Genomic DNA, 26,019 nt, shown 5'->3' with positions numbered 1-26,019 from the left:
GGATGTAAATCGAGAGTTTCTGGAATGCAGCGTATCGATGCCGGTTGTTATGCAGCAGACCGGGAAATCAGGCAAATAAAAACACGCGCAATGGCTCAGCATTCGCGCGTGTTAATATCGGAAAATTTTAAGTTTCATGCGTTATTGCAGAGGTAAGAAAAATTTGAGCGCCGCTGCCGAAGTCGCTAGCCAATCCCTTTATGCAAAATAAAAAGAGATCGAGCTTGCCGCTGTTAGTAGAAAAAGCTTTGCATCTCTTCAGGGATGCCGTTGCGCTTCAGCAGCTTCTCAATCGTTTCTCCTTTGACAGGAGGACTGCTGGCTGTCAGCAGCCGGACGGCAAACTTATTGGCCTGCCGTTCGTATTTTCCGACATTATAGAAGGATTGCTCGTCCAGCAAGAATCGGCTAAGTCCGGGATGGAGACGGTCATGAGCCAGCTCGTGGGCACAGACGAAGCGCTGCCAGTTGTCGTCGAGCTGATCGTTAATGACAATAAAGCGCCTGCGCAGCTTCTTGTAATACAGGCCGCGGGTGCCTTCCGCAAGCTCCAGAAACCGGATATGAATTCCAAGCCCACGCGCAATCTCAAAAGGATCGTTGGTCTGAAACCGGCGGATGAGTTTGGTTATGATTTCATTCATGGCATCACCTTTTATCGTTAGCGGTTATTTCTTCTTCCTCTTGTTCATCTGCTTCGCTTCCCAGAACAACCCGGTCAGTACGTCCATGACGCGCTGCTTCCCGACATCGCTGATCGGCACGCCGTCGAACATGACGACCTCGTCTTCCTCCAGCATCTTCTTGAAATCGCGCTTGTCCCTGGAGGTTGCCCACTCGGGAAGAGGGGTGTGTGATTCAAAGCCTAGCAGAAAATCGGGATTTACGCCATAGAAATTAGCCAATTGATTGAGCATCGCAACACGGGGCTTGGCGATATTATTCTCCCAGGCATTGTAACGGGCTCTCTTGATTCCGAGCTTCGCGGCGACATCGGCCTGCGTTAAGCCCTTTTCCTCCCGAAGGCGAATCAGCATTGCTCCCATACTCATATTTATGACCTCCAACAATATTTCCAAATCGCTTGACGGATAAAATAATTATCTTTTATAATAATCTTACCGATCGAGGATCCGGTCCTGATTTGCTACTTAATGATAAAATAATTATCTTGTTCAATAGTATAGATAATTTTATTTTCGATGTCAACCGGATTTTCTTCTTATCGAAAATGAGCGTTTACACAGGGTTTTAGCGATTGTTCCGAATTCTTTGCGAGTCCTCAGTTGACGATACCTGAAGATTGATTTTCTTGATGAAGGAAAGTTCCTTTATCCCGAAATAGCTCATCAATGCTGTCTATAATGATAATTTAATTATCAATTAAAGGGGGAGGAGAGATCAGAATATGACAGAATTTTACTACGGGCAGACAGCTCTTGAGCAGCTGCGCTCCTACAAGCGATTGACTGCCCGGATCAAGGTGCTGGAGAAGCAGCCGGTAGGCAACGGGATCTATATCAGTTCATTTCGTCAGGATGATCAGCTTCAGGAGCTTCACCGTCAGCTGCGCGGGCTTCCTTCCTATATGTATTTGAACAAACGGGAGCAGAAGCTGGAAACGACAGCCCATGCCTACCTTACCCAATACAAGACGGGAACGCACAGTCAGCTGAGGGAGGTTAGCGGTCTCAGTCCTGCAGACGAGGAAGACGAGAAGCTGCTGCGGGAGCTGAAGGGCAAGATTGAGAAGGTCATTGAAGCAAGGTCGGGCGCCCGCGGCGGTTACGATGAAGTGATTGAGCGAATCAGCGAGCTGCAGAGGATCGAGCAGGAGAAGAAGCAGATCGAGTGGGCGATCGAGGTGCTGGGTGAGTATAAACCTGAATATGGGCAGCTGCTGCGGCTGGAATTCATGGAGGATATGCACGCATCGGCGATTATGGAGGAGCTGGGAGTTTCCCGTTCGACGCTTTACAGTTGGAGGCGCAAATCCATTGAGGAGTACGGCGCGATCACAGGAGCAGGAGGTTCGCCGGACCATCCGCAAGCTGGGAGATGAGTATTCAGAACCCTTGATCACCGCTTGTGAAAAACGGAATCGGGCAAAGCAAAAAGACGGACGGTCGCGGACTGTTCGTCTTTTTTCATCCCTGTGGGAGGCATATGCTGGACAAAATCTGGACATATATGAGAACATTTGTTCGAAAAACCGTGTTATTATGATAACATGAACAAATGAAGCAAACGAGGCAAGGACAAGCGGGAAGCCAAGCAACAAGCGGGATTATTCGCCGAAAGGGCCCTGTCGGATGGCATTAAACTAGGCGGAAGAAGCAAGCATCAGCCATCAAGGGGAACAGGAGGATGATCGGCCGGGATGAGACACACAAGCAGCAGTCGGGCGGCAAAGGAGTGAGCGTCAAAAACCAGGGAATCGGGCGGAAGGAAGGAGAATAAGGGATGATTTTGGTTACGATCAACCGGATTTATGAAGGTCTTCTCGCGAATCTCGAAAGTTGGTTTCCGGACATAGAGATTTACGGGGAAGAGAATGAAGACGAGCAGCAGCCGTGCTTTATCGTGAAGCTGGTCAAGGTCGTGCAGACCCAAGAGCTGAACAACCGGTACCGGCGGGTGCATACCTTCGATATTGGTTATAAGGCTGGGGGCCAAAAACCTGAGATGGTGAGGGATATAGCCGAGAGCTTGTATGAGCATCTGGCGCTTATCGGCATTGAGGGGGCCTATTATCACGGCACGAATATGAAACATGAAATGATAGAGAATATGCTGCATTTTTCAGTCGACTATGTCTTTCCGGTCATTCAGGAGAAGCCGGTTGAACCGCTTATGCAGAGCATGCAGATTAAGGAGGGGACCAAGTCATGAACGGAAATATGACCAATGATCCGCCTGCGGCATTGACCTTTTCGAAAGGCAAGCTGCTGAAGTCGGCACGATTCACACCGCTCGAGCGGGACGTTCTGAACGGAGCCCTGGAAGATGCGGGACGCTATTCGATCGAAGAAGCCAGGGAGCACATCAACCAATTTATGAAACAGGAGGTACGCTAATATGGCAGCAGGAACATTTACGACACAAAATAAAGTTCGACCGGGTGTCTATGTCAATCTTGAATCCGCTCCGAAAGCGGCAGGAACCTTGGGGGAACGCGGCATTGTCACCATGCCCCTCGCGTTGTCCTGGGGTGAACCCGGTACCGTGATCACGATTGAAGCCGGTGAGGATACAACGGGCAAGCTCGGATATGCTCCAACAGCTCCGCAGGTGAAATTGATCCAGGAAGCGCTCAAACGCGCCAAAACACTGCTGCTCTACCGTCTCAATGAAGGAGTTAAAGCAGCCAAGACTGATGCTGGCCTGACCATTACGGCGCGCTGGGGCGGCATTCGGGGCAATGATATCACCGTGACGGTGGCGGAAAACGTGGACAATAACACCTTGTTCGATGTGACCACGCTTGTGAACGGCAGTGAAGCGGACAAGCAGATCGTCGCCAATATCGGCGCGCTGGAGACCAACGATTGGGTCGTATTCAGCGGAACCGGAGCATTTAGCGCATCGGCGGGAATTCCGCTAACAGGTGGAGCTGATGGTACGGTCACCAATGAAAATGTCGCGCATTATCTGAATGCCATCGAAATCCATGATTTCAGTACGATGGCACTGCCGACCGGCGACAATACGCTCAAAGGTACAGTGGCTTCCTTCGTCAAGCGGCTGCGCGAGGATGAGGGCAAGAAAATTCAGGCTGTAGTGGAGAACTATCCGACAGCCGATTATGAGGGGATTATCAGCGTCAAGAACGGCGTCATTCTTGCCGACGGCACCGTGCTTACGGCAGGCGATTGCACGGCTTGGGTGGCAGGCGCCACAGCAGGGGCCCAGGTGAATGAATCGCTGACCTACACCGCGTATGACGGGGCGGTCGATGTGGGCACCCGCTATACCAATTCGCAGATCATTGCCGCGCTGCAGGCCGGCGAGTTTATATTCACGGCGAACGACAGCCGGGCGGTTGTCGAACAGGATATTAACACGCTCACCGGGTTTACGCCGGAGAAGGGCAAGGCCTTCTCGAAAAACCGGGTCATCCGCGTACTCGACGCGGTCAACAATGATTTTATCCGTATTTTCAGCAGCTTCTTCATCGGCAAAGTAACGAATAATCAGGATGGCCGCAATCTGCTCAGGAATGAGGTTGTCAATTACTTGAACACACTGCAAAATATCGGAGCGATTCAGAATTTCGATTCGCAAACGGATATTGCGATTACGGCCGGCGCAGATTCGGACAGCGTCTATATCGAAGCGCATGTGGCGCCGGTTGACAGCATCGAAAAAATTTATGTCAAAGTGACAGTAGAATAGGGGGCGCGATCCATTATGGCATTTTTAAACGCAGGCGACACGATTAATGGCAAGACAGCTCGTGCATATATTACGGTTAACGGCGTGGTTGAGGAATTATTTTATGCCAAAACGCTGGAAGCGACCGTGGAAAAAACGAAATCCGATGTGCCGATTCTGGGCAAGCGCCAAGTGGCTCACAAGGCATCCGGCTGGACCGGTTCAGGAACGCTGACCATCTATTACATGACCAGCTTCTTCCGCAGCCTGATGATGAAATATATTACCGAAGGCATGGATACCTACTTCGACCTGCATGTCACGAACGAAGACCCGGCTTCTTCCGTCGGATCGCAGACAGTTGTGCTCAAGCAGTGCAACATGGACAGCGTCATTATGGCGAAGTTCGATATTTCCTCGGACGATGCCCTTGAAGAGGAAGTAGCCTTTACCTTCGACGATGTCGAGGTGTCGACGCCTTTCAGCAAACCGACGGTATAGCCATCATCTAACGATAAACAGGAGGCAATGACATACCATGAGTGAACTCAGTTTATTTTTCGCCCAAAATGCAGCAGCCGAAATGACGGAGGATTTCATCGTATCGGACCGCTTCAAGGATAAAGCCGGCACGCCGGCAGCCTGGATGATCCGCTCTATGTCCGAGGCTGAGAATGAGGAAATCCGTCGGTCGGCGACCCGTCTTGTGAAGGGCAAGAACGGCACGAAGGTGCCGGAGACCAGCCCCGAGGAATATATGGCCAAGCTGGTCGTGGCCAGCGTCATCTATCCGGATTTGAAGAATGCCGAGCTGCAGAAGTCCTACGGTGTACTCGGCGGCGATCAGCTGATCAAGAAAATGCTGCTGTCCGGTGAATACGCGGCGCTCGTCCAGAAGGTGCAGAAGGTCAACGGCTTTGACCGGGATATCAACGAGCTTGTGGAAGACGTAAAAAACTGATCAAGGAGGGCGACGGCGAAGCGAACTACGCCTATTACGCCCTCCATGAACTTTCCATCCTGCCGTGGGATTTTGCGGCATGGAGCGCCACGAAGAAGGCGGCGGTCATTGCGATGATCGATGTGCGGATCGAAGCGGAGCGGAAGCAGCGGAGGAAGAAATAGCAGACAGCGGCAGGGAAGCATCTCGTCAAGAGGCGCTTCCCTATCGTCTATTTGAAAGGAGGAACGTACATTTGACCACTGTGGATGCGACTGGTACCGTCGCTGCGTTGAATGCAGCGATTAATGAAGTCAGCAGCCGAATGCTGAATATTGCCGCCGTACTCGAAAGTAGTATAACGATGACCAGTAACACAATGACGAGTACGATCAATAATGTTTCGACTGTTATTGATAGCATTACAGAATCGATGAATAGGATGAACGTCACAGCGCTGCAAGTGTTCGACAGTATCAGCCAGGCTGCCAATCAGGCGGGAAAAGGCACGGAAGGATTGGTGTCCAATTTGAAGGCTATGGCCTCCAATTTTTCGTCCAAGGAGAATTTTGTACAAGCGACAATTGGAGGAGCCACGGAAGAACAGCAGGTGATCGATCAGATGCACTCGCGTCTGGGCAGCGAGAATGCCATGGAATTGTTTGAAGGCATCAAGAAAAGCGCACTTGCGGCCGGACAGGATGTGAATAAAGCTCTGCAAGGAGGGCTGTCTCTGTTCAATGGCGATGTCGGACAGACGGTGGAATTAACCGATATTGCTGCCCATCTGTCTGTATTCGATACCGGAGGGAAGGGGATGAAAGGATCGATATCCGCCGTAAAGGCCGCCACCAATGGGGATGCAGGAGCCTTGTCCCGCTCCTACGGAATTGATAAAGGCGTTATAGAGTCAAGTGGTCTGCTGGATAAAGCGAAATCAGGGGATATGGCGGGGTTCATCTCGTCCTTCCAAACTATTTTGGAGCTTCAAGGTATGGCCGGTGACGGCTTCGATAATATGCTGGCGAGTCCGACTACCCAGGTGCAGATCCTTGGCAACACCTTAAAGTATGCTCTGGCTGACGCCGGGATGGGGGCCATGCAGGCACTGCTTCCCCTTATTACAATGCTGAATGAGGCTTTTCTGGACGGAAAGTTTCAGCCGTTTTTCGATGGAATCGGCATCGGACTCTCCTTGCTCGCGCAGGGTTTGGCGCAGGTTGCCCAATTTGCGCAGTGGCTGGGGAGCATCTTCATGACGGTCCTTCCATACGCGGGTCCGCTCATCCTGGGGATTGCGGCTGCGGTTGGCACGTACCTGCTCATTACCCAGGCAGCAGCTATTGCAGTGCAAGTATGGACAGCAGCACAAGGTATCTTTAACGCGGTTATGGCGATGAATCCCATTTCCTTAATTATTTTGCTTATTGTGGGCCTCATTGTCGCATTCCTTGCGATTATAGCAACGCTGCAGCCGGTGCGCGAATTCGTGGCTGATGCTTTCCGTTCGATGGGCGAGGTCATTTCCAAATCCGTTGGCTTCTATATTGATGCGTGGGTAGGATTCATTAACGGGTTCATCGACGGTGTCAATATCTTTCTATCCGGTATCAACAAGGTTATCAATGCGGTGGGCAAATTCATTGGAATTGACGCCAAGATCGATCTGGAGCTAAACAAGATCGACGGCAGCAAGTTCAAAAACGGTATTACAAACGGGATTGATGATGCCTTCAACGCAGCGGCCGATGCCACGGAAAACTTCAATGCAGATAAGTGGAAACAAAAGATTGATAACAGCCTTGGGAAGCCAATTGCCGATCCAAACAAAGACTTGGGGGGCACACCGGGAGCTTTGATGATGCCAACTGATCCCGTTATGCCCCCATCGCCGGAAATGCCTGTGGCACCGGCAATAGCCGCCCCGCCGGCAGCAGCAGGGACAATACCGGATATCAACAAAGTCGGGGAAGTCGGCCAAATCAACGATTCGGTGGATGTCACGAGCGAGGATATGAAGATGATGCGGGAGCTGGCCGAGATGAAAAATATCCAGAATTTCGTATCGCTGACGCCAAGCGTCAATGTTACGCATACCGGCAACATCAACAATGGCTATGACGTGGACACGATCGTCGGGCGGATCAAAACCTCGCTTGAGACCGAGATCGCATCATCCGCACAGGGGGTGTACAAATGACCTACAGCATACGATTAAGCTGGAATTGCCGCAAGGAGTGGTTCGAATTCCCGGTGAATCCCGGGGAAATCGAAATCCGCGAAGGCGGGAAAGGGAAAACCTACGATGTGATGGGCAAGGGCGAAATCAATGTTATTCAGAGCCAGCAGCTGCCGGAGTATTCCTTCAGCGGATTTTTTCCAAATCCGGGTAAACGGTTGTACAGCCAGAAAAATCTGCTGGGAAAATACCGCGACCATGATCCGCTCCTCACCTCGTCCAGTTTGATGGAGCCCCGCTACTATTTGGAATATATCCTGAATTGGATGCGGAGCAAAATGCCGGTCCGTTTTGAGTTTACCGGGGAGATGTTCAGCCTTAACACGCCGGTCAGCATCGAGAAATTCGACTGGAAGGAGGTGGCGGGAAGCGGGGGAGATATTGAATTCAGCATTACGCTGAAAAAGTACGAATTTTATGCCGCGCGCAAGGTTCCGGTCACGGATAAGGGAGCTGAGAAACCCGCTCCCGCACGGCCGAATGAGCAGCTCCCGCCCGCGACCTATACACTCATAGCCGGTGACTCCCTATGGAAGGTGGCCAAGCTTCTGCTGGGAAGCGGGGAGCGCTGGGGCGAAATTCAAAAGCTGAACGGCTTGACGAATGCCCAGCTTACACAGCTGCCGATTGGTCTGGCGCTCAAAATCCCGCAAGGAGCCGCTGCCCATGTATGAGGTGCTGCTTGACGATAAACTGGGGACAATCTGGGATATTGCCGACATCGTAACGGATATCACCTGGAAAACAAGCCGGATCGGCAAGCCGGGTACGCTGGAATTCACGCTGATCAAAAACAGCTTGTGGCAGGATCCGAAGTTTTTGTACAAAAACGGGGATATCATCCGGTTCCGCAAGGAGAACCAAAATGTTTTTTTCGGCTATATTTTCTCCATCGACTCGGGGAGAGACGAAGGCGTGAGGATCCTCTGTTACGATCAGATCCGCTATTTGCTCGGCAAGGCCTTGTACAGCTTTACGAACAAGACGGCAGTGGATGTGCTGCAAAAAATCGCCGGCGATTATTCATTGAAGCTGGGAACAATCGACGAGACCGGCTATAAAATTCCGGCGCTGCTGGGAGACAATATCTCGCTGCTGGATATCATCTGCAAGGCGCTGGATTATACCTTGATTCACGGGTATGGCAATTTTGTGCTGTTCGATGATTTCGGCTCCCTGTCGCTCCGCAATATCAAGAATTTGCTTGTTCCTTTCTGGCTGGGCGAGGAAAGTCTGATGTACGACTATTCCACCAAACGGTCCATTGACAGCGATACGTACAACAAAATCAAGCTCTATCGCGACAATAAGGAAAAAGGGGTGCGGGAGGTTTATGTGGCCCAGCGGAGCGACACGATTGCCCAGTGGGGCTTGCTGGAGCTGTATCAATCCATTGACGAGAAACTGAATGAGGCACAAATCAAGGAAATGCAGGATCAGCTCATACTTCTGAGGAACCGGGAGTCGAGGACATTGAAAGTCGATGCGCTGGGGGATCTGCGGCTTCGCGCCGGCTCCTACGTCCAGATAATCATCGATGAAATGGGAATTAATGAGGCATATCTGGTGGATGAATGCCAGCATAAATTCAATGGGGCCGATCATACGATGAGCCTCGAACTGAAGGTGGTGGATTAATGGGAAGCTTGCTGGATGTCATCAAGTCCGCTGCCGGCCATGCGGTTGAAGCGGGAAGTCCGGTCAATATTTTATACGGGAATGTGGTCCATGCAAGTCCGCTTGAAGTAAACGTCGACCAACGTTTTACGCTAACGGCGGATTTTTTGGTGCTTGCCGAGAATGTACAGCCTTATGAGCTGATGATTGGAAGCACGAATTATGTGATTCGCCCCGGTTTGGCGGCAGGCGACCGTGTGCTGATGCTGCGGGTACAGGGCGGGAATCGGTTTGTCATTTTGGACAAGGTGGTGGGTGGATGATTATTCCGGCCGGAGGTCAGATTACGGATGCGCAATTGGAAGAAATCGCACGGCCGTCGTACACATATAAGCTGGATTTGAGAACGCAGCGAGTATCGGGCATGGTGGACGGACTGGAGGCGGTGAAGCAGGCGGTGTTCAAGATTCTGCAGACGGTGCGTTACCGGCATGTGATTTACAGCTTTGATTACGGTCATGAGCTGGAGAGTCTGATCGGGACCAATCCATTGTTCGTGGAGGCGGAGGTCAGACGGATGCTGGAGGAAGCGCTGCTGCAGGATAACCGCATTCGTGAGATCACGGATCTGAAGGTTGAAATAACCGGGGATTCGATCGCGGCAGTATTCAATGTCATGACGGATACCGGATCGTTCGAATTTATGGGAGAGGTGACTGCGCGTGTATGAGCTGGCTACATTTGATGCGATATTGAGCCGCATGCTGGGGCGGATATCGGATTCGATCGACAAGCGGGAAGGCTCCATTATTTACGATGCCTGCGCACCTGCCGCGGCGGAGCTGGCGCAGATGTATATCGAGCTGGATATTAATTATCATTTATCGTTTGCGGATACCGCCTCGGGGGAATATTTGACCAGGCGCACAACGGAGTTCGGGGTCAATCGCAAATCGGCCACGAAGGCGGAGCGTAAAGGACTGTTCTACGGAAGCGGCGACGGGTCGATTGATGTGCCGCTTGGCAGCCGATTTTCCATCGATAATGTCATAATGGCCGTCAAGGATCGCATGGATGCCGGTATTTTCCGCATGGAGAGCGAGACGGCGGGGGCCGTAGGCAATCAGAAATTCGGCAGCATGCTGCCGATTGATTATGTGCAGGGACTGATCCGGGCAGAGCTCGCGGAAGTCCTGATTCCCGGGGAAGATGAGGAATCGGACGACGCACTGCGCCAGCGTTATTATGAAGCGGTCAATGAACCGGCCTTCGGAGGGAATGTTGCGGATTACAAGCAAAAGATCAATGCGCTGGACGGGGTAGGCGGGACCAAGGTGTTTCCGGTGTGGAACGGCGGGGGGACGGTGAAATGCGTGGTTATTGCTTCGGATTGGAGCGTACCCTCGCTGGAGTTGATTAATGAAGTGCAGACTATTGTCGATCCGGCTGTAAACGGCGGCAGCGGCATTGGTATTGTACCAATCGGGCATGTGGTAACCATTACAGGTGCCAATGCGATTTCCATTGATGTGGACACGACGCTAACGTTGGCAAACGATGTAACCATTGGCCAGATTAGGCCTGATGTTGAAGCCGTCATTGCGGCTTATCTGCAGGAACTGAGGCAGGATTGGGCTAATACGACAGAGATTTTCGTTCGCACAGCTCAAATCGATGCGCGGATTCTGACAATTCCGGGTATTCAGGATGTCACGGGTTCACTGTTGAATGGTACAGCGGCCAATGTGATACTCGTTCAGGATGAGATACCTGTACGGGGGACGGTGACGATCCATGAGTAACAGCCTGATGGATTATTTGCCTGAATTCTATCATGATATCGTAGACTTCGCGGAATGGACAGGTACAGAAGAGGTTGAGATGGTCTCTGCCGCGCAGGCGGTTCAGCAGTTGTTTGATGATCAGTTTGTAATGACATCCCAGGAGCAGGCGATCAAACGTCGTGAGAAAATATTGGGAATTCAGGCAGACCCGTTGACGGAGTCCTTGGATTTTCGAAAGAAGCGGATTATCAACCGTTACTCCACGAAGCCTCCGTTTACCATCCGGTATTTGCAGGAGCGTCTGGATTTTCTGGTAGGAACCGGGCATACGATTGCCTCTGTGGATCCTTTGCATTTTATTCTGACTGTCACAGCGAAGATAGAGGAAGCATCTCTTTTTAAAGAGGTTGAGTATACGGTGAAGGCAATCAAACCGGCTAATATCATTTATCGGCAGGAGACGGCTTTGGAGGATACCATCAAGTTGGAAGAGCATATTTCGCTGCAAAAGCTCAACCGCGAAACGCGCCTCTCCACTCTCTGGCATCTCGGCCGAACGCCATTTGCAGTTTTGGAGCAGGAGGTGATTCTTAAGTGATAACCTCGCATTACTTGAATGAGATGGCCACGTTCACCAGGGGTAAAGTCCAGAAGGTTGTGCTGAATGGCAGCTATGAAATAACCGGTTTTCAAATCAAAGAGGTCAGTGAAGAAGAACTCATTATGCAGTATATGGTACCAAATGGCTCCGTGGCCGAGATCACGCTTCTGGAGCTAAAAGACAGCGCTGACCAAGTCATAAGCACGAATGTGGTCAATGTGCCGATTACAGCTGACTCCTTATTGCTGCATACTATCAAATTACTGGAGGGTTAATTTATGGCTTTTAATGAAAAAACAGATTGGCAGTATAACGATCTGGTCACAGAAACGGACATGAACCGAATTGAGCAGGGCATTGGCGACGTTCATGATCGTGTCGATCAAATTTTTGAAGACAGCAGCGTGACTGTACCGCTCAAGTACGGAACGCAGATCGTAGAGGGTGGCAATGTTCCCGCGATTGCTTTTCCACAGATTCAGGGGCGGACGCTGGTGAATATGATCGGTGATGCGGGTAACGGAGAGAGCTTGAACAGTTGGTCAGCTTCTCCGGCTGTCTTGACACTTGATTCAATGCAGAAAGTAAGTGGAAGTTCGTCGTATAAACTAACCTATAATGGTTCTGCTGATGGAAATAATCTGGCAGCAGTCAAATTCACGGCTCCAATTAAAGATACAGGTAGATACCTGATAATCGGACAAATTAAACCGAATGTTGGAACGGCATTAATCTATCCTGTTACTTATAACGGACCAACGGTTACAGGCGATTACAACGCACTAGTTCCTCTGATTACTGATACTGCAGCATTTAATTTATCTATATTCAAATTCTCCCCAAATCCTGGTAGTACAAGTTTGGCTATACGCCTCCTTGTCAGTGCAAACGGCAATGCAAATTTTGATGATATTCGAGTTTATGAGATAAGCCAGACTGAGTATGATGAACTTGCCAGTATGACACCAGTGCAAATTTCAACTAAATATCCTTGTCTTGGAACGGGAATTCACGGAGTAAAGAATCCGACTTTGACGAATATAAGGGATAACCTTATACCGCCTTTTTCGGAATGGACGCTGCACACTAACGCAAGAGTAACTGAACCCTACGAATTACAACTAAATGCTATAACGAATTGGTCCGATTCTGTTGTGAACATTCCTGTTCTGGAGAACCAGGTCTATTCATTTTCACATGCGAGTGAAGATGATAACTTTTTTATTTCGGCGTTAGATGCAAACATGCAAAGAATCGGAGAGTGGGCAAATGATGACGGAGCGCCTGAAAAAAATGGTTCAACATTTATTACGCCCTCTGGTACGAAGTATTTGCATGTCATAGCCACAAATGCTCTGACCACTACGGGAACATTCTTATTTAAATTTCCGCGGCTTGAAATAGGTGCAGCAACTACGCTATTCAAGCCCCAATGTAAGACTACAGTTCAACTCTATACTGAATTGCTAGGCCTGACAGGAGGTGAAACCGATTCAATAGAGTATATGGATGGAAAACTAAAGAAATTCAAACGATATGAAAAAATATTGCTGGATGGTTCGTTGCCATGGGTACTGCATCAACAAAATGCATTAGCATATAAACAAGTAAGGATTGATGCTATGCTTTCAAATATTGTTGATGGAACTAAATTAATAACCAAATATAACGGCAAAATTTTGGGAAAATACAACAATGTATTAGATAGTCCGGACCAGGTTTATGATGGCGTTTTAACTAACAGCCAGAATCTTTATATTTCTGTTTCCGGTGTAGATTCCGGTTGGGGAGATTCTTATGTCCCAACTGTCGCCGAGATTCAAGCGTATTTTTATGGTTGGAAGATGCACGATTTTATAACAAATCCGGATGGCTCTGGTATGTTTAATGGCGGGTCCAATAAAGCATGGGTGAGGAGAATCGATGGAAGCAATGCTGTGTATGTAGATAGTTCAAATGTACTACCGACGAGACAAGCTTCGAACTTCAAACCATATGAGCTGCAATATCAGCTTGCAGCTTCGGTCATTGAAGACGTAAGCATGTGTGGCGCGGTTATGTTGGAGAGGGGCAATAATCACATAACGTTAGTCTCTGAAGGTGCTTCTTTAAATACGGCTTCTCTCAAGTTTGCTGACACGCTCTATACGACAGTAAAAGATCTAGGGAAACTACAAATCCTTACGATGGAAAAGATACCGACTATGAGTTATAAAAATTGGCTGATTAATGGAAACTTTGACATATGGCAACGGAGAACAAGCGCGATTAATCCGACATTTGCCTCGTTCTCAGCCGACCGTTGGAAGTTGTTTACCGCAATATCTACATCCGTATTGCCGACTTCTATTACTCACTCGAGGCAGTCAATCGTAAACGACGAAATTCCAAACGCAGCCTATTTTTATCGAGTTAATACGAACGGAGCAGGATCAAATTATGCGGCTGACGACGCCTATTTACTTCAACAATTAATCGAAAATGGAACGAGGTACCTCGCTGGATTAGGCAAAAAAGTAACCGTATCATTTTGGGCAAGAAGTTCGATAGCAGGAAAAAAACTCGGGATATTCCTTGGTCAGTCTTACGGAACAGGAGGAAGTCCCAGCGCAGGAGAGAGCATAAGTGGAACAACATTCTCGCTTACATCCACGTGGACACATTATAAATATACGTTCACAACTAATACCTTGAAAGGAAAGACATTCGGCACCAATGGCGATGACACCCTTCAAGTTCATTTCCTATATGCATGGGGGAATAAAGGCTATGCGTCAGCACTTGGGGTGCCAGGCCGGGTTGAAACATTCGGAGGATCCGGCAACATTGATATCGCACAAGTTCAAGTGAATTCGGGAGATACTGCCCTTTCATTTCAGCCGCATAGTTTCGCGGAAGAACTAGCGTTGTGTCAGCGATATTTTGAAAAAACATATAATTATACCGTCTCCCCAGGTACTGTTACTGCGGATGGCATGGTCTCAATTTATTCGCAAGGCGGGTACATTGTGGCTGATGGCGGTAGCTTTAAAGTTGAGAAGCGTATGCCCCCGACCATGACAGTGTACTCCATGAGCGGTGCAGTAAGTAAGGCATCATTATTTACTACGGGTTCTGATGTTGCTGTATCCGGTATGGAGTTCCGATCAACGAGCCATGCAGGACGTCTATTTACAGCTGCTAGCGGGGCGCAGGAAGGGGTCTATCAATGGCACTGGACGGCAGATGCCGAGCTATAACGGGGGTGAATGGCTTTGGACAAATATAAACATTATTTACGTTTTGACACGAACAGCATCATCATTTCCTGATTTACACGGGCTTTGCGCATCGATCTCTAAGCAGGAATCGACGCTTGCCTCAATGAGCAAGACCGCACAGATTTAATTGAGGACTCCGCATAATGGAGGTGTGGTATTGGACACAGATATATTAAAATACTTTCTCACTCAAGTACCGTTCACGGTCCTTTTTGTGTTAGCCCAGCTAGTCCTGATGTGAACTTATTTTGAAATCTGCACAAGTATTTTAATTCACTCGCAATTCTATCAAAAAGAGGAGGTCACCAGGATGGATCCGGAACAATTGACATCCATTGAAAAGCTTGCGCAGCTGGCGGAAAAGTATGGCCTTTCACTTATTCTGGCTATTGTCCTGCTCATTGTGGTGCTCTATATCGTCCGGATGCTTATCCGTGGTGACTTGGTGCCGCGCAGTTTGCTGGACAGGGCGGAAGAGGACCGGGACCGGCTGCAGGAGATTTTGGACAAGGAACGCGAAGGTGTGATGGCGCCGATGATCGAGTGGTTCAAAAATATCAAGAAGGACACCCCTGATAACAGGGGAGGATGACAAGCATGCCTCTAAAATGGTTGGAATGGTTTCTCCCCCGATTTCGGGACAAACGGGATGATCTCAACAACGCCTCCATCAGCGTATCGTTATCCATTCATCGTTACCGTCATTTATCGCAGGAGCTGCAGGACATCGTCAAAAACAACAATTTCGCCAAATATCTTGTTTATGAGAAGGAGGGGGAATGATCATGTCTCTACTCATTGATTGGACCCTATTCCTGCTGTATGCCTTCTCGACCATTTCAGCCTCCTTTATTCTTATTTCGCAAATCCCTTATTTCAAAGAGCGGATCAAATCGGGCATTGTCAGTGCGTTTCTGCTGGCGATGCTCTTTTTTCTATCAGCCTACACCCTCTCCATGGGGATTACGCTTTGGATTTCTCTATCGGAGCTGCTGGGGTTCATCAGCTTGAAATTGGAGAAAATCCAGCGGCTGGCATGGCTGACAGCCCAGTCGGCGGCGGCTTTGGGATTATTTCTCCTGTCCATACAAACCTATAAGAAACGCTATGACGCTTTTGTTCATTTCAAAAAGAAACCAAAATCGAAAGGATGATCAAACATGGAGCCCTATTTGATAATGATTGTACAGGCGCTTGTTGGCCTCCTGGCTGCCTTCCTGCTCGGATGTATCGCAAAATTGCACAAGAAGGTCTCAATCTGGCTGGATATCCACACTACTTCCGGGCAGCGGGACATGCTGGACAAGCTGGCGAAGGAAGCGGCAGCACTTGCCGAAGCCACCTATATTGAGAGCGGCGGCCCGCAAAAGCTGGAAGCGGCCTTTGCTTATGTCGCCAATCACATAACGAGGCTTGGGATCGAGGTTTCCGCCGAGACGATCCGCGCCGCTATTGAGAAGGCCGTACTGGACTTCAAAAAACCGCCTACCCCGGAAAGCAGGTGAACACTAATGGCAAAAGGATTGGACTGCGCCATCCCCTTAACCGCTTCGAACGCGAAGGTGCTTGCCGGTGCCGGCTTCCTCTTCGCTGCACGTTATCTCGTTCCGGAGCGGCTCTCCTGGAAACGGCTCAACCGCTCCGAGGCAGAGGCGATCACAGCGGCGGGGATGCAGATCGTCTCTGTTTATGAAACAAGCGTGAATCGTCCGGCTGGAGGCGCAGCTCATGGCATGTCTGATGGCATGGCAGCCTTGAGAGAAGCGGTGCTGATTGGGCAGCCCCAGGGCAGCGCGATTTATTTTGCAGTCGATTATGATGCGGGAACGCAGGATTACGAGGCCATTGCCCAATATTTAAGAGCCGCGGCAGCTCAATTAGCGGGTTACCGCACTGGTGTCTACGGCTCTTACGCTGTTATTGAGGAGATGGCCAGGCGCAAAACCTGTTCACATTTTTGGCAGACCTATGCCTGGAGCAGAGGGAAGCTAAGCCAGCATGCGAACATCCATCAGTACCAGAACGATACCAATGTCGCAGGCGTTAAGCTTGATCTCAATGAATCCTTCGGCAATGAAGGCTGGTGGAGCACGAAGGCTGTCGGACAACCTGCCCTGCCTCCCGTCCCCCAGGAGGGCGGCATGAAAATGAACACAAGGGACGCGGATGCGATCATCCGGTTATTGGCCGCCAGCTACGAGCTGACCACAGATAAACAAGCCCGCACCGAAATTCATCGCCTGGCGGATGAAGTGCGCAAAGCGGCTGGCATCACTATCCGGTGAATTCAAAAAAGACGCTTCAAGCATGTTGAACATGCCTGAAGCGTCTCTTCTTCTAATATTTCACCCCAGGCACTATTGCCATTTCTTTTATGATTTCATCCTGCTTTGCTGTCCCCGTCATTCCAGACGAAAATCATCCGTTTTCTCTCCGTCTTCCCATATTTCCACGAATAGAGCATCGCACTTCTCAAAATCCCCGGGCTTCAGGGACAATGCCTTTTCCTCGTCCGTACCTGCATAAACATTTTCCATTCCATCTTCATTAAACGAAAGAATGATATAAATTTTCATTTCATTAACCCTCCTGCATGGATATTTTAGCAGTATAACATAGAAGCGGGCAGGAGAGGCAAACCTCTATTTCTCCAGTGAAACGCTGCAGTTTGGGGGATCATGCGGTCCACGACGCAGCATCACTGCTGCACCTTTCCGAGATCCTTGATTTTCACATCTGCGACGACCTTAATATTCGCCCGGGAAAAGAAAGCATGCCAGTCGGTACGCTCCCACTGGGCATAGCTCATCTCATTTCGCGCATATTGACCGATTCCCAGGGAATCCGCGCTTAACTGCTGCATCATCTTAATGATCCGGGTTCCTTCCTTTTCCAGATACGCACTCATCATCGCCTCCATTTTTTTCTGAATCTCCGCTTCCTGGAGCTTCATAGTGCCGGTATATTCCAGCAGCGAGCCGCGCAGCTTCATATGAACGACCACATTCAGGTCGGAGCCGCTTTTAATGGGCTGTTTGTGGCTGATCGTTATTTTTCGTTTGCTGGACATAAAGCTCATGATGACAATATCGCTCTCTTCCCCATTCTCCGAAGGAACCGGAATCGCCAGCTCTCCTGAATGAACGCGGCCCATCATAGAGGCAATCAGCAGCGAGTCCCGGGGTTCAACCTTTCCCACATACCGGTCTTCCCGAAACAGCGCCAAGCCATCAAGTTTAATACTTTCCTTCGATGCCTTAAGGATCGGAGCGACAGGGTCAATCCCCTTGTCCATGAAATCTCTTGTGAAGGTATACAGATTGGACGAAGGGATTTCATTCGCACGGCTGCCGGAGCGAATCAGAGTTTCAATATATTCCCCTGTCGAAGGGTACTGGGAGAATTCGCTTTCCAGTAAATCGTTGGCATCGCCTTCAACGACGACCACACTCACTGTATTGCCGATGGACGGATCGCGGACAAGGCTGTCCACATGATGCCATAACCCGATTGATGACAATTTCTCGCCAAATAGAGCAGTCCGAAGCTGTCCGCTGACTACCTGCCGGTTATTCTCCCGGGTGAAGATGAGCCGGGCTTCCTTGCTCGACCTTGCTGTTGTCGACAGCAGGATTCGGGTGTGATGAGGCTGAGCCTGAGGTATGCTGATCGTGATCCGCAGCAAATTGCCGCTGCCATCCGGATTAGCCGTATCGTAAGCGAGGGTGCGCGCAAAACCCATTTGCTCAATAATTTTCTCGTCCCTGCAGCCTGTCAGGAAGAAGCAGAGAGTCAGGCATAAGATGGCTTTTCTCATGGCATTGATCCCTTCCTGCGGAATAAGCTTTGCCAGGCTAACAGCAGCAGTAGAGCCAGAGGGGCTGTGAATGATAACGCAATCTCGGCATAATAAGCCAGGATCAGCAGCCGTTCAGATTCCCGGGCGATGCGGGGGATGCATCCGAATCCGAAGGACAATACAGCTAATGCCAGCTCCAGAATTCCGGCTTTGGCTGCGGGGAATATTTGTTTCAAACTCATCAAGGCGGCCCAGGTAAACATGACAAGTGAGATCAGATTGGCAAACAGGAATATGGTATAGATCAGGTTTTCGACTCTGTTAATAAAGGGAAGCTCAATAAAGGATAACAGATTAATGACGGGATACATCAGGATCTTCAGCTGCTCGAAGCTGAAGAAGCCGAAGCAGGTGAAAATCAGCAGCAGAACCGTGAACAAATGAATGAAATGGCCGGCATAAATCCCTTTGATCAAGCCGCTTTTCTTGTTGGTGAACGGAAAAAGCAGCAGGGCCAGCTCAAATCCGACAAAAATGGTATATACCTCAATCCAACCGACCCAACCATGCCCTCCGGATGTTCCTTGAAAAAAATACTCCGTAAAACGAACGACCCGCCAGCTGGGAATATAATAAAAGATAAAAAAAATCAAACCGATAGTGAAAAGGAAAAAAATCGTACTCACTTTCCCGATATTATAAATGCCCTTGGTCAGCAAGTAGAACATCAGAAGGACGATTACCCCATACAGCAGCATCGGGTTCGTTGTGGGGAAGGATAGCATTTGAAAGATCAGAACATATTTTTTGCAGATAAAGCTCCCGAGCGCCGTCCAGAACAAGGCAAGCAGAATATAGACCGGATACAGCACGAAGCGGGGAAGCGTATGCCGGGCAATCTCGAACACGGAGCGTCCCTTGCCTATTCGGTAGACGAGCTGGATCAACATGATATTAACGGCGGCTGCAAATGAAAGCAGAATAACACCGAGCCACCCGTTGGTTCCGATGTTTTCCGCAACAAGCCTGGGCATGCTGAACATGGTTACATCAAGCTCGATCATGTAGATTAATAGGGCAATGTGAAATGTACTCAGCTTTTCATTCAAGGCAAGGCACTACTTTCGCATTTTATTTTTGACCTTATTGGATGTCTGCGCCTGGGAAGGACGGCTGCGCAGAGCATAGAAGGGGCCCCGTATAAAGGTATCAAGCCAGTCCTTCTTGGCGATCGGAGCTAGAGGAGTCAAATAAGAGGTTCCCAAATTCGTGATGCCGCTCAGATGGATGACGATAAAGCAAATTCCTGCAGCCAGCCCGAAATTGCCCAATAGCCCGGCAAGCAAAATCAGACCGAAGCGGATAAGCCGGATGGATGCGCTCATAATGTAGCTCGGAATAACGAAAGATGCGATTGCGGAAGAAGCGACGGCAATGATCAGGATATTGCTGGTGAAGCCTGCCTGGACGGCGGCCTGGCCGATCACAATACCGCCGACGATGCCGATCGTTTGGCCGATTTTGGTTGGCAGTCTGGCGCCTGCTTCACGAAGCAGCTCAATTGTAATCTCCATCAGAAGCGCTTCATAGAGCGGCGGGAAAGGAACGCGGCTGCGCGATTCCGTCAAATTAAGCAGCATCGTATGAGGAACCATTTCATAATGGAACGTCGTTATCGAGACATAGAGGGCCGTAAAGCCGATGGTGACGACAAAACCGATAATCCGCAGCAGCCGCAGAGCGGTCCCCAGCTGCCATCTCTGGTAATAATCATCCGGCGAAGTGAAAAATTCAAAGAATGAAGTCGGACAGCTGAATGCAGAGGGCGAGCCGTCTACCAGACATATAACCCTTCCTGCTGTTAGCTTGGAGCAGATGGCATCCGGCCGTTCAGTCGTCAGAAATTGCGGGAAGACGGAATTCGGATTATCGTCGATCATCTGTACAAGCATATTGGTATCGAATACAGCATCGATTTCAATGCCACGGATCCGTTCTATGAGTTTGTTTGTCAGCTCGTCATTGGCGATGCCTTCAATATAAGCGACAATGACTTGCGTTTTTGTAACTTCCCCTACTTGGAGCGAAATGGTTTTCAGCTGCGCGCTGTGGATCCGTCTGCGGATAACGGTCAGATTATCCGTAATATTTTCCACAAATCCGTCATGCGGACCGGCAATTACCGTTTCGGTCTCGGATTGCTCAATCGATCTTCCGAATGAATTCAGCAGATCGATCAAATAGACTTCTTCCCGGAAGAAGACCGCCGCTTGTCCGGCCAGAATGCCGTTGACGCAGGTGTGATGATCCTGAGCTGCCACGAAGAGAGAATGCTCCTGCGTCAGGATCGCAGCTATTTGTTCATTGCCGGCGGCACTGGCAAGCGGGGCGACGAGGTCATGATGAAGCCTGTCCATATTCACCAGATTGGAGAAGTACACGATATGCAGCTCCGGCTTGCCCGGAAACATGCGGTGAAAGATATCCATACAGTTATGCAATTCCTGAAGCGTCCTGTCCAGTGAAGGCTTGTCATTGTTGTTGGAAGCAGCGCTCACGGTTGGCCCCCTTGGAAGGAAGTGGGTAATGCAACCTCATTTTCCCCTCAACGTCCGTCAATTATTCTTGCAGACATTCATGCTTGCCGACTAGCGAATTTATTGAGCGGCCATCTGTTATATACGTAACAATTACGATATAATTCTTTTTAGACAAGTGAGGAAGGATGAACGGCTATGACAATAAACGGGCATCACCATGAGCAAAACAAGATTCCGATCCATCTGATCTCCGGCTTTCTCGGCAGCGGCAAGACAACGCTGTTGAATCGGGTGATCGATTACTATAAAGCAGCTGATATTAAAGCAGCTATTGTTATGAACGAGCTTGGAGACGTGAACCTCGACGGTCAGTTCATTGACGATGATGTGCCCATGGCGGAGATGCTCGGGGGCTGCATCTGCTGTACGATCAGAGGCGATCTGGGCCTCGAGCTGAAGCAGTTGATTGAGGAGCATCAGCCCGATGTGGTGCTGATCGAATCGACGGGGGCAGCCAATCCAATGGAAATCATCGACGCGGTGACGGAAGCGGCTTTGTTCATTCGGGTCGATTTGCAGACAATTGCGACTGTCGTCGACGGGCCGGAACTGCTGGTACGCAGCCGGCGGGGCGGCAGAACCTACAAGCTGATGCAGGATCAGATCCGCTGCGCGACCGATTTGATCGTGAACAAGGCCGACAAGCTGAATCCCGAAGAGCTGATTGAGGTCCAGCAGCTCATCCGCGAGCTTAACGGCTATGCGCCGCTGACCATGACGGTACGCTGCATGACCGAGCTGAACATGTTCGATCTGTCGCCCAAGGACCACACGGACGCGGAGTACAGGCAGCTGCACGGGAAGCATGTCTGCGGGGCAAACTGCAGGCTTGAAGGGCATGATCATGAAGGTGTGCAGCATTCCCATTCGCATGATGACGAGTCCCAAGAGGCTCACGCATCACACGCGCATGTGATGTCCTTCACCCATTATTTTGCGGGACCGGTCGACAGCCACTCCTTTGAAGAGCTTATCTCAAGGCTTCCGCAGGAGGTTTACAGGGCCAAGGGTATTGTTACCTTCTCGGACACGAACAGCCGCTTCTTATTTCAATATGCGTACCGGGAGCTGGAATTTACGCGGATTACGCCGCAGGGCAAAGTAAATGATGTGGCTGTATTTATCGGGGAGCATTTCTCCAGGAGCTTGCTTGCGCAGGAGCTCGCACAGCTGCAGTGAGGAAGAAGCTTGGGTCCATGCCCTGATCTTTGGAAAAAGTTGACTATAGCTCTGTAAAGTTGGACAAACTATCCAGGTGATAGACAACCCAACTTCATAAGGAGCTGACAGAAACGATGATAGCGTGGAACAGCAAATGGATCGCAACAGCAGCGGCCGGCATGATTCTGGCGGCGGCTTTGCCGTCATTCGCCCAGGCTGCGGACTTGACACCGCCGCTCAGCACTTCCTCTTCGCAGGAGCAAAACGGGAAAAACGAGCAGTGGAGCAACGGTCATGATCACCGGAAATACAGCGAGAGTGACCGAGAGAAGCACCGGATGAGAAGGCTGACCGAAGCCGCCCGGTATTTTGGTATTGAGACCGCAGGCAAGGATGCCGATCAGCTGCGCGAGGAGCTCAAAGCTGCCCGCAAGGCGGACGAAGCCAAGTGGAAACGGTTTGAGACGGAACAGAAGGCGAAGCATCTGGCGAAGCTGCAGGCATTTGCCAAGAAGCTGGGCATTGCCACGGAAGGCAAGGACGCCAGGCAGCTCCGCCAGGAAATCCGCGAGCGCTGCAAGGATAAACATGAGAAGCAGGAGCACGGCACTAGTTCAGAGGCTCCTGAACCTAACAAGCTTAAGACAGCCGAGTAAGTAAACAGTAATGAAGCGCCTGGAGCAATCCGGGCGCTTTTATTTACCTTATAGCATATATAAGTTTCTCTCCTGTAAGTATATATAAGGTCTAATGGAAGAAGCGAACTGCGCCGCCAAAAGAACCGCGACAGCTGTTTCTTCCTGTGGGCTGGATGGATTTCTTGAGCAATCCGGGCCTCATCCTTGCTTCGTTTATTGCCTGCATGCCTGTCACGTAATCTCAGCCGTTCAGAAGGAATACCAAACCCGCTAAGAGAATGAATATAACAGAAGTTTCCAGAATGGAAATTCATATATTGATAACAGGGGCAGGTTTGGGATGAACAGAAAATGGCTTAATTCTCCATTCACGTATGCGCTTGGCATGTTTGCTTTGATGATTCCAAGCCAGGCCTTCAATTCTTTTTACAGCTATTTTTATGTAGAAAAGCTGGGTCTTGGAGTGGGGCTTGCTACGCTGGCCCGGACCATCTATTTAATATGGGACGCGGTGAATCAGCCGATAGCCGGCTATCTGTCGGATCGCACCAGAACGCGTTTCGGCCGGCGCAAGCCCTGGATTTATTCGGCCATTCCTTTTTTTATGGCTTCATTTGTCATGGTTTTCGCTGTGCCGCAGGGATTGGGGAATATGAACCTCTTCCTTTGGTTCCTCGTTTCGCTTATTCTCTATGAAGGGGTTGCTACGATTCTCTGGGTGAATTACGGCGCTCTCTTCCCGGAGCTGTTCCGGGGCAGCCGATTGCGGGCCAAGGCTTCGGCAATCCAGCAGGGCTTTCAGATTGTGGCAATCCTTATCGGATCGGCGCTTACGCCTCTCGTATTCGAGGCCTTCGGCTTTGGCTATATGGCGCTTATCTATGCCGTGGTTTTCGGGATATTCATGCTCTTGTGCGTGATGAGCGTGCAGGAAGGGAAAACGGAAGTTTCCGAGCCCAGGCTTGGTTTGATCGAATCCTTCCGCGAGACGTTGAAGAACAAGGAGTTCTGGATATTCAACATTGCCAATTCGTTCGCCCAGACGGTGAACGGGCTGCTCAGCTCGATGATCCCTTTTTACGCCAAATATACGCTCCGCATTCCCGAATCCCAGGTTTCCCTGCTGTTGGCATCGATATTTGTATCGGTTATTCCCCTTGTGGTCGTCTGGTACTGGATCGTTAACAAGCTTGGTTCCCATAACGGCTGGAGGGTTTCTCTCGCTGTTTATGCCTTGTCCGTCATACCGCTGTGGTTCGGTCAGGGACTTGCCAGCGGGATTGTATTCGGGATTATTGTCGGCTTCGGACTGGCTGGGTATCTGGTTACTCCGCCTGTGCTGAACAGCCGCATCATCGATCTGGATACGGCCAGAACCGGCCAGCGCAGGGAAGGCGTGTATACGGCCGTCAGCGGATTCATCACCCGCTCCAGCGGTCTGATCTCGGCCTTGGCGTTCTGGACCATCGGCATGCTCTTTGGCTATGTAAGCGGCGACGAACCCGGACCGAATCCTGATTTGACCTTTCGCGTCCTGGTCTGTGTTGTCCCATTTTGTTTACTGAGCGTTTCCTTGATTCTCTCGTTTTTTCTGAAGCCATTTCCGAAAAGTCAGGATTGAATAAAGTATTGGAGGTGCGGCAGATGGAGAAATATTTAATTTTGAATGCGGATGATTTTGGGCAGAGCGAGGCCGCCAATCAAGCTATTATGTATTTGCTGGAGGAGCGGAAGGTATCATCGGCAACGATTATGCCGCCTGCTTCGGCCTTTGAGCAGGCGGCAGCGTGGTGCCGTAAGCAGAAGGCTGCGAATATCGGGCTGCATCTGACGCTAACAAGCGAGATTGCCGCTTTGCCCTGGAAAAGCCTGACCGGCGATCCGTCGCTGGAGGGCCCGGACGGGCGCATGCACGCCACCATCGAAGCTTTCGAGCGGCAGTCCGATCCGAAGGCGGTTGTACGGGAAATGCAGGCACAGTTCCAGGCGGTGAAGCAGGCGGGTCTGACGGTCTCCCATGCGGATAATCATATGGGAAGTCTCTATGGGCTGGCGACAGGCAGAAGCTATCTGCCGCAGGTGCTGTGGCAGTGCTCCCGGCGCGGCCTGCCATTCCGTCTGTTCCGCTGGATCGATCCCCGGGACAAGTTTCTGGCGTCCATTCCGGGGGCGGAGCAGGCACTGCGCAAGGTGGTCCATCTTGCGGATACGCTCGGCGTGCCGATACCGGATTATCTGCTGAGCCATACGTATGGCGTGGAAGAAGGGGAAACCTATGAGAGCTTCAAGCAAATGATGCTGGCAAAGCTCTACGATCTTCCCGAGGGAATCTGCGAGACTTATATTCATCCGGCAGCCGAGGACGAGCATATGAGCGCCCTTGTTCCATCCTGGGAGAAGCGGGTATGGGAATACAAGCTGATGCAGGGGGATGATTTCGCTTATGCGCTGAGGGATGCCAAGGTTGCCCTGGCGACTTACGATGATGTGCGCAAGTACAGAAAAAAGCCAAGGCTCAAATCCGCGGCTGTGCTGTTGAGATCGCTTATGACCAGACAAAAATAATGGGTAGGAAACATAATAGGTCATAAATGAAGATATCCTGCGAAAAAGGTTGATAGGAAGAGGATAGGATCTATGTAAGCGTTTATATCGCTATATAGGGTAATGAGCTAAAATATTCTCCAGTTTCCGTTGCTGTACAACAAATAAGTGAAGGAGTAATATTCAGTAAGTGAAGCAGCAAGTCGCGGAAAAGAGTTTCAATTTCATAGAAATCCTTAATCGCTGAGTTCTGAAACAGAAACGGGGGAACCATGGAGGCAGATGCAGTTGATCTGGTCTCAGGGGTGAATCACCTGGCGCAAGCCAAGGTGTAGGGCGACTCTCGCGCCCGAATCCGACAGCTAACCTCGTAAGCGTACGGAAGAGGAATTATCGTTGTTTTAACCATGTTCAATTATGGATAAAGCCGCGGAAAGCTCCTAACTTTCTGCGGCTTTTTTT

The 26,019-nt window shown here is 50.1% G+C and carries 30 protein-coding genes and 1 riboswitch; of the genes, 24 read left to right on the top strand and 6 right to left on the bottom strand.

What is annotated here, in order from left to right; genetic code table 11:
• Positions 1–233 precede the first annotated feature (233 nt).
• Both ACFOLF_RS12050 and ACFOLF_RS12045 read right to left on the bottom strand, forming a co-directional pair.
• Positions 234–644: an ImmA/IrrE family metallo-endopeptidase gene (locus ACFOLF_RS12050; RefSeq protein ID WP_210046053.1), complete on the bottom strand. Its 411-nt coding sequence runs from the start codon at positions 642–644 to the stop codon at positions 234–236.
• A gap of 24 nt (positions 645–668) precedes the next feature.
• A complete protein-coding gene (locus ACFOLF_RS12045) occupies positions 669–1,052 on the bottom strand; it encodes a helix-turn-helix domain-containing protein (RefSeq protein WP_210046054.1) in 384 nt (127 codons plus the stop codon).
• Positions 1,053–1,408: 356 nt separating this feature from the next.
• Here ACFOLF_RS12045 and ACFOLF_RS12040 point away from each other — a divergent pair, with 356 nt between their 5' ends.
• The 20 genes from ACFOLF_RS12040 to ACFOLF_RS11945 all read left to right on the top strand — a co-directional run bounded on the left by ACFOLF_RS12040 (position 1,409) and on the right by ACFOLF_RS11945 (position 17,100).
• Positions 1,409–2,062: a DUF1492 domain-containing protein gene (locus ACFOLF_RS12040; RefSeq protein WP_210046055.1), complete on the top strand. Its 654-nt coding sequence runs from the start codon at positions 1,409–1,411 to the stop codon at positions 2,060–2,062.
• Positions 2,063–2,463: 401 nt separating this feature from the next.
• Positions 2,464–2,892 carry a phage tail terminator family protein gene (locus ACFOLF_RS12035; protein WP_210046056.1) on the top strand — a complete coding sequence of 143 codons (429 nt, stop codon included), beginning with the start codon at positions 2,464–2,466 and terminating at the stop codon, positions 2,890–2,892.
• Positions 2,889–3,077 carry a hypothetical protein gene (locus ACFOLF_RS12030; protein ID WP_210046057.1) on the top strand — a complete coding sequence of 63 codons (189 nt, stop codon included), beginning with the start codon at positions 2,889–2,891 and terminating at the stop codon, positions 3,075–3,077. The genes ACFOLF_RS12035 and ACFOLF_RS12030 overlap by 4 nt, the downstream gene beginning before the upstream one ends.
• Position 3,078: 1 nt before the next feature.
• On the top strand, positions 3,079–4,395 hold the full coding sequence (locus tag ACFOLF_RS12025) for a phage tail sheath family protein (RefSeq protein WP_210046058.1): 1,317 nt from the start codon (positions 3,079–3,081) through the stop codon (positions 4,393–4,395).
• A gap of 15 nt (positions 4,396–4,410) precedes the next feature.
• Entirely contained in the window at positions 4,411–4,875 is a 465-nt protein-coding gene (locus tag ACFOLF_RS12020; RefSeq protein WP_210046059.1) for a phage tail tube protein, read from the top strand.
• Positions 4,876–4,912: 37 nt separating this feature from the next.
• Positions 4,913–5,335, top strand: a complete 423-nt coding sequence (locus ACFOLF_RS12015; RefSeq protein ID WP_210046060.1) for a phage tail assembly chaperone — start codon at positions 4,913–4,915, stop codon at positions 5,333–5,335.
• A 79-nt stretch (positions 5,336–5,414) separates the two neighbouring features.
• Positions 5,415–7,514 carry a hypothetical protein gene (locus tag ACFOLF_RS12010; protein WP_210046061.1) on the top strand — a complete coding sequence of 700 codons (2,100 nt, stop codon included), beginning with the start codon at positions 5,415–5,417 and terminating at the stop codon, positions 7,512–7,514.
• A complete protein-coding gene (locus ACFOLF_RS12005; RefSeq protein WP_210046062.1) occupies positions 7,511–8,227 on the top strand; it encodes a LysM peptidoglycan-binding domain-containing protein in 717 nt (238 codons plus the stop codon). The genes ACFOLF_RS12010 and ACFOLF_RS12005 overlap by 4 nt, the downstream gene beginning before the upstream one ends.
• On the top strand, positions 8,220–9,191 hold the full coding sequence (locus tag ACFOLF_RS12000) for an XkdQ/YqbQ family protein (protein WP_210046063.1): 972 nt from the start codon (positions 8,220–8,222) through the stop codon (positions 9,189–9,191). Before ACFOLF_RS12005 ends, ACFOLF_RS12000 begins: the two co-directional genes overlap by 8 nt.
• Positions 9,191–9,493, top strand: a complete 303-nt coding sequence (locus ACFOLF_RS11995) for a DUF2577 domain-containing protein (protein WP_210046064.1) — start codon at positions 9,191–9,193, stop codon at positions 9,491–9,493. Before ACFOLF_RS12000 ends, ACFOLF_RS11995 begins: the two co-directional genes overlap by 1 nt.
• The gene (locus tag ACFOLF_RS11990) at positions 9,490–9,900 is read left to right on the top strand and encodes a DUF2634 domain-containing protein (protein ID WP_210046065.1); all 411 of its coding nucleotides are present in this window, start codon (positions 9,490–9,492) and stop codon (positions 9,898–9,900) included. The genes ACFOLF_RS11995 and ACFOLF_RS11990 overlap by 4 nt, the downstream gene beginning before the upstream one ends.
• Positions 9,893–10,972 carry a baseplate J/gp47 family protein gene (locus ACFOLF_RS11985; RefSeq protein WP_210046066.1) on the top strand — a complete coding sequence of 360 codons (1,080 nt, stop codon included), beginning with the start codon at positions 9,893–9,895 and terminating at the stop codon, positions 10,970–10,972. Before ACFOLF_RS11990 ends, ACFOLF_RS11985 begins: the two co-directional genes overlap by 8 nt.
• Complete coding sequence (locus ACFOLF_RS11980) at positions 10,965–11,552, top strand: putative phage tail protein (protein ID WP_210046067.1); 588 nt, start codon at positions 10,965–10,967, stop codon at positions 11,550–11,552. Before ACFOLF_RS11985 ends, ACFOLF_RS11980 begins: the two co-directional genes overlap by 8 nt.
• The gene (locus tag ACFOLF_RS11975) at positions 11,549–11,830 is read left to right on the top strand and encodes a ketopantoate hydroxymethyltransferase (protein WP_210046068.1); all 282 of its coding nucleotides are present in this window, start codon (positions 11,549–11,551) and stop codon (positions 11,828–11,830) included. The genes ACFOLF_RS11980 and ACFOLF_RS11975 overlap by 4 nt, the downstream gene beginning before the upstream one ends.
• Before the next feature lie 3 nt (positions 11,831–11,833).
• Positions 11,834–14,794, top strand: coding sequence for a hypothetical protein (locus tag ACFOLF_RS11970; RefSeq protein ID WP_210046069.1), 2,961 nt, complete (start codon positions 11,834–11,836; stop codon positions 14,792–14,794).
• Positions 14,795–15,125: 331 nt separating this feature from the next.
• Positions 15,126–15,407 (top strand): hypothetical protein, encoded by a 282-nt coding sequence (locus ACFOLF_RS11965; protein WP_210046070.1) that lies wholly within the window; start codon positions 15,126–15,128, stop codon positions 15,405–15,407.
• Positions 15,408–15,412: 5 nt separating this feature from the next.
• Entirely contained in the window at positions 15,413–15,598 is a 186-nt protein-coding gene (locus ACFOLF_RS11960; RefSeq protein WP_210046071.1) for a hypothetical protein, read from the top strand.
• A 2-nt stretch (positions 15,599–15,600) separates the two neighbouring features.
• A complete protein-coding gene (locus tag ACFOLF_RS11955) occupies positions 15,601–15,969 on the top strand; it encodes a hypothetical protein (RefSeq protein ID WP_210046072.1) in 369 nt (122 codons plus the stop codon).
• A gap of 6 nt (positions 15,970–15,975) precedes the next feature.
• The gene (locus ACFOLF_RS11950) at positions 15,976–16,320 is read left to right on the top strand and encodes a phage holin (RefSeq protein ID WP_210046073.1); all 345 of its coding nucleotides are present in this window, start codon (positions 15,976–15,978) and stop codon (positions 16,318–16,320) included.
• A 6-nt stretch (positions 16,321–16,326) separates the two neighbouring features.
• Entirely contained in the window at positions 16,327–17,100 is a 774-nt protein-coding gene (locus tag ACFOLF_RS11945) for a DUF1906 domain-containing protein (RefSeq protein WP_210046074.1), read from the top strand.
• 117 nt (positions 17,101–17,217) lie between these two features.
• Here the strand turns inward: ACFOLF_RS11945 and ACFOLF_RS11940 are convergent, their stop codons facing one another.
• The 4 genes from ACFOLF_RS11940 to ACFOLF_RS11925 all read right to left on the bottom strand — a co-directional run bounded on the left by ACFOLF_RS11940 (position 17,218) and on the right by ACFOLF_RS11925 (position 21,172).
• On the bottom strand, positions 17,218–17,391 hold the full coding sequence (locus tag ACFOLF_RS11940; protein ID WP_210046075.1) for a hypothetical protein: 174 nt from the start codon (positions 17,389–17,391) through the stop codon (positions 17,218–17,220).
• 122 nt (positions 17,392–17,513) lie between these two features.
• Positions 17,514–18,632: a Ger(x)C family spore germination protein gene (locus ACFOLF_RS11935; RefSeq protein ID WP_210046076.1), complete on the bottom strand. Its 1,119-nt coding sequence runs from the start codon at positions 18,630–18,632 to the stop codon at positions 17,514–17,516.
• Positions 18,629–19,723 carry a GerAB/ArcD/ProY family transporter gene (locus ACFOLF_RS11930; RefSeq protein WP_210046077.1) on the bottom strand — a complete coding sequence of 365 codons (1,095 nt, stop codon included), beginning with the start codon at positions 19,721–19,723 and terminating at the stop codon, positions 18,629–18,631. Before ACFOLF_RS11930 ends, ACFOLF_RS11935 begins: the two co-directional genes overlap by 4 nt.
• A 9-nt stretch (positions 19,724–19,732) precedes the next feature.
• Complete coding sequence (locus tag ACFOLF_RS11925) at positions 19,733–21,172, bottom strand: spore germination protein (protein ID WP_379114279.1); 1,440 nt, start codon at positions 21,170–21,172, stop codon at positions 19,733–19,735.
• A gap of 177 nt (positions 21,173–21,349) precedes the next feature.
• On the opposite strand from ACFOLF_RS11925, the gene ACFOLF_RS11920 reads away from it, so the two are divergent.
• From ACFOLF_RS11920 to ACFOLF_RS11905, 4 genes are all read left to right on the top strand, one after another.
• Positions 21,350–22,393 carry a CobW family GTP-binding protein gene (locus ACFOLF_RS11920; RefSeq protein ID WP_210046078.1) on the top strand — a complete coding sequence of 348 codons (1,044 nt, stop codon included), beginning with the start codon at positions 21,350–21,352 and terminating at the stop codon, positions 22,391–22,393.
• Between the two features lie 116 nt (positions 22,394–22,509).
• Entirely contained in the window at positions 22,510–23,031 is a 522-nt protein-coding gene (locus ACFOLF_RS11915; RefSeq protein WP_210046079.1) for a hypothetical protein, read from the top strand.
• Between the two features lie 322 nt (positions 23,032–23,353).
• On the top strand, positions 23,354–24,634 hold the full coding sequence (locus ACFOLF_RS11910) for an MFS transporter (RefSeq protein WP_210046080.1): 1,281 nt from the start codon (positions 23,354–23,356) through the stop codon (positions 24,632–24,634).
• Positions 24,635–24,657: 23 nt separating this feature from the next.
• Positions 24,658–25,578, top strand: a complete 921-nt coding sequence (locus tag ACFOLF_RS11905) for a polysaccharide deacetylase family protein (protein WP_210046081.1) — start codon at positions 24,658–24,660, stop codon at positions 25,576–25,578.
• A gap of 210 nt (positions 25,579–25,788) precedes the next feature.
• A riboswitch (cyclic di-AMP (ydaO/yuaA leader) is annotated at positions 25,789–25,949 on the top strand.
• Positions 25,950–26,019 lie beyond the last annotated feature (70 nt).

Source organism: Paenibacillus sepulcri, from assembly GCF_042647105.1.
Classification (GTDB): domain Bacteria; phylum Bacillota; class Bacilli; order Paenibacillales; family Paenibacillaceae; genus Paenibacillus_Z; species Paenibacillus_Z sepulcri.
This window is presented reverse-complemented; position numbering and strand designations above follow the sequence as displayed.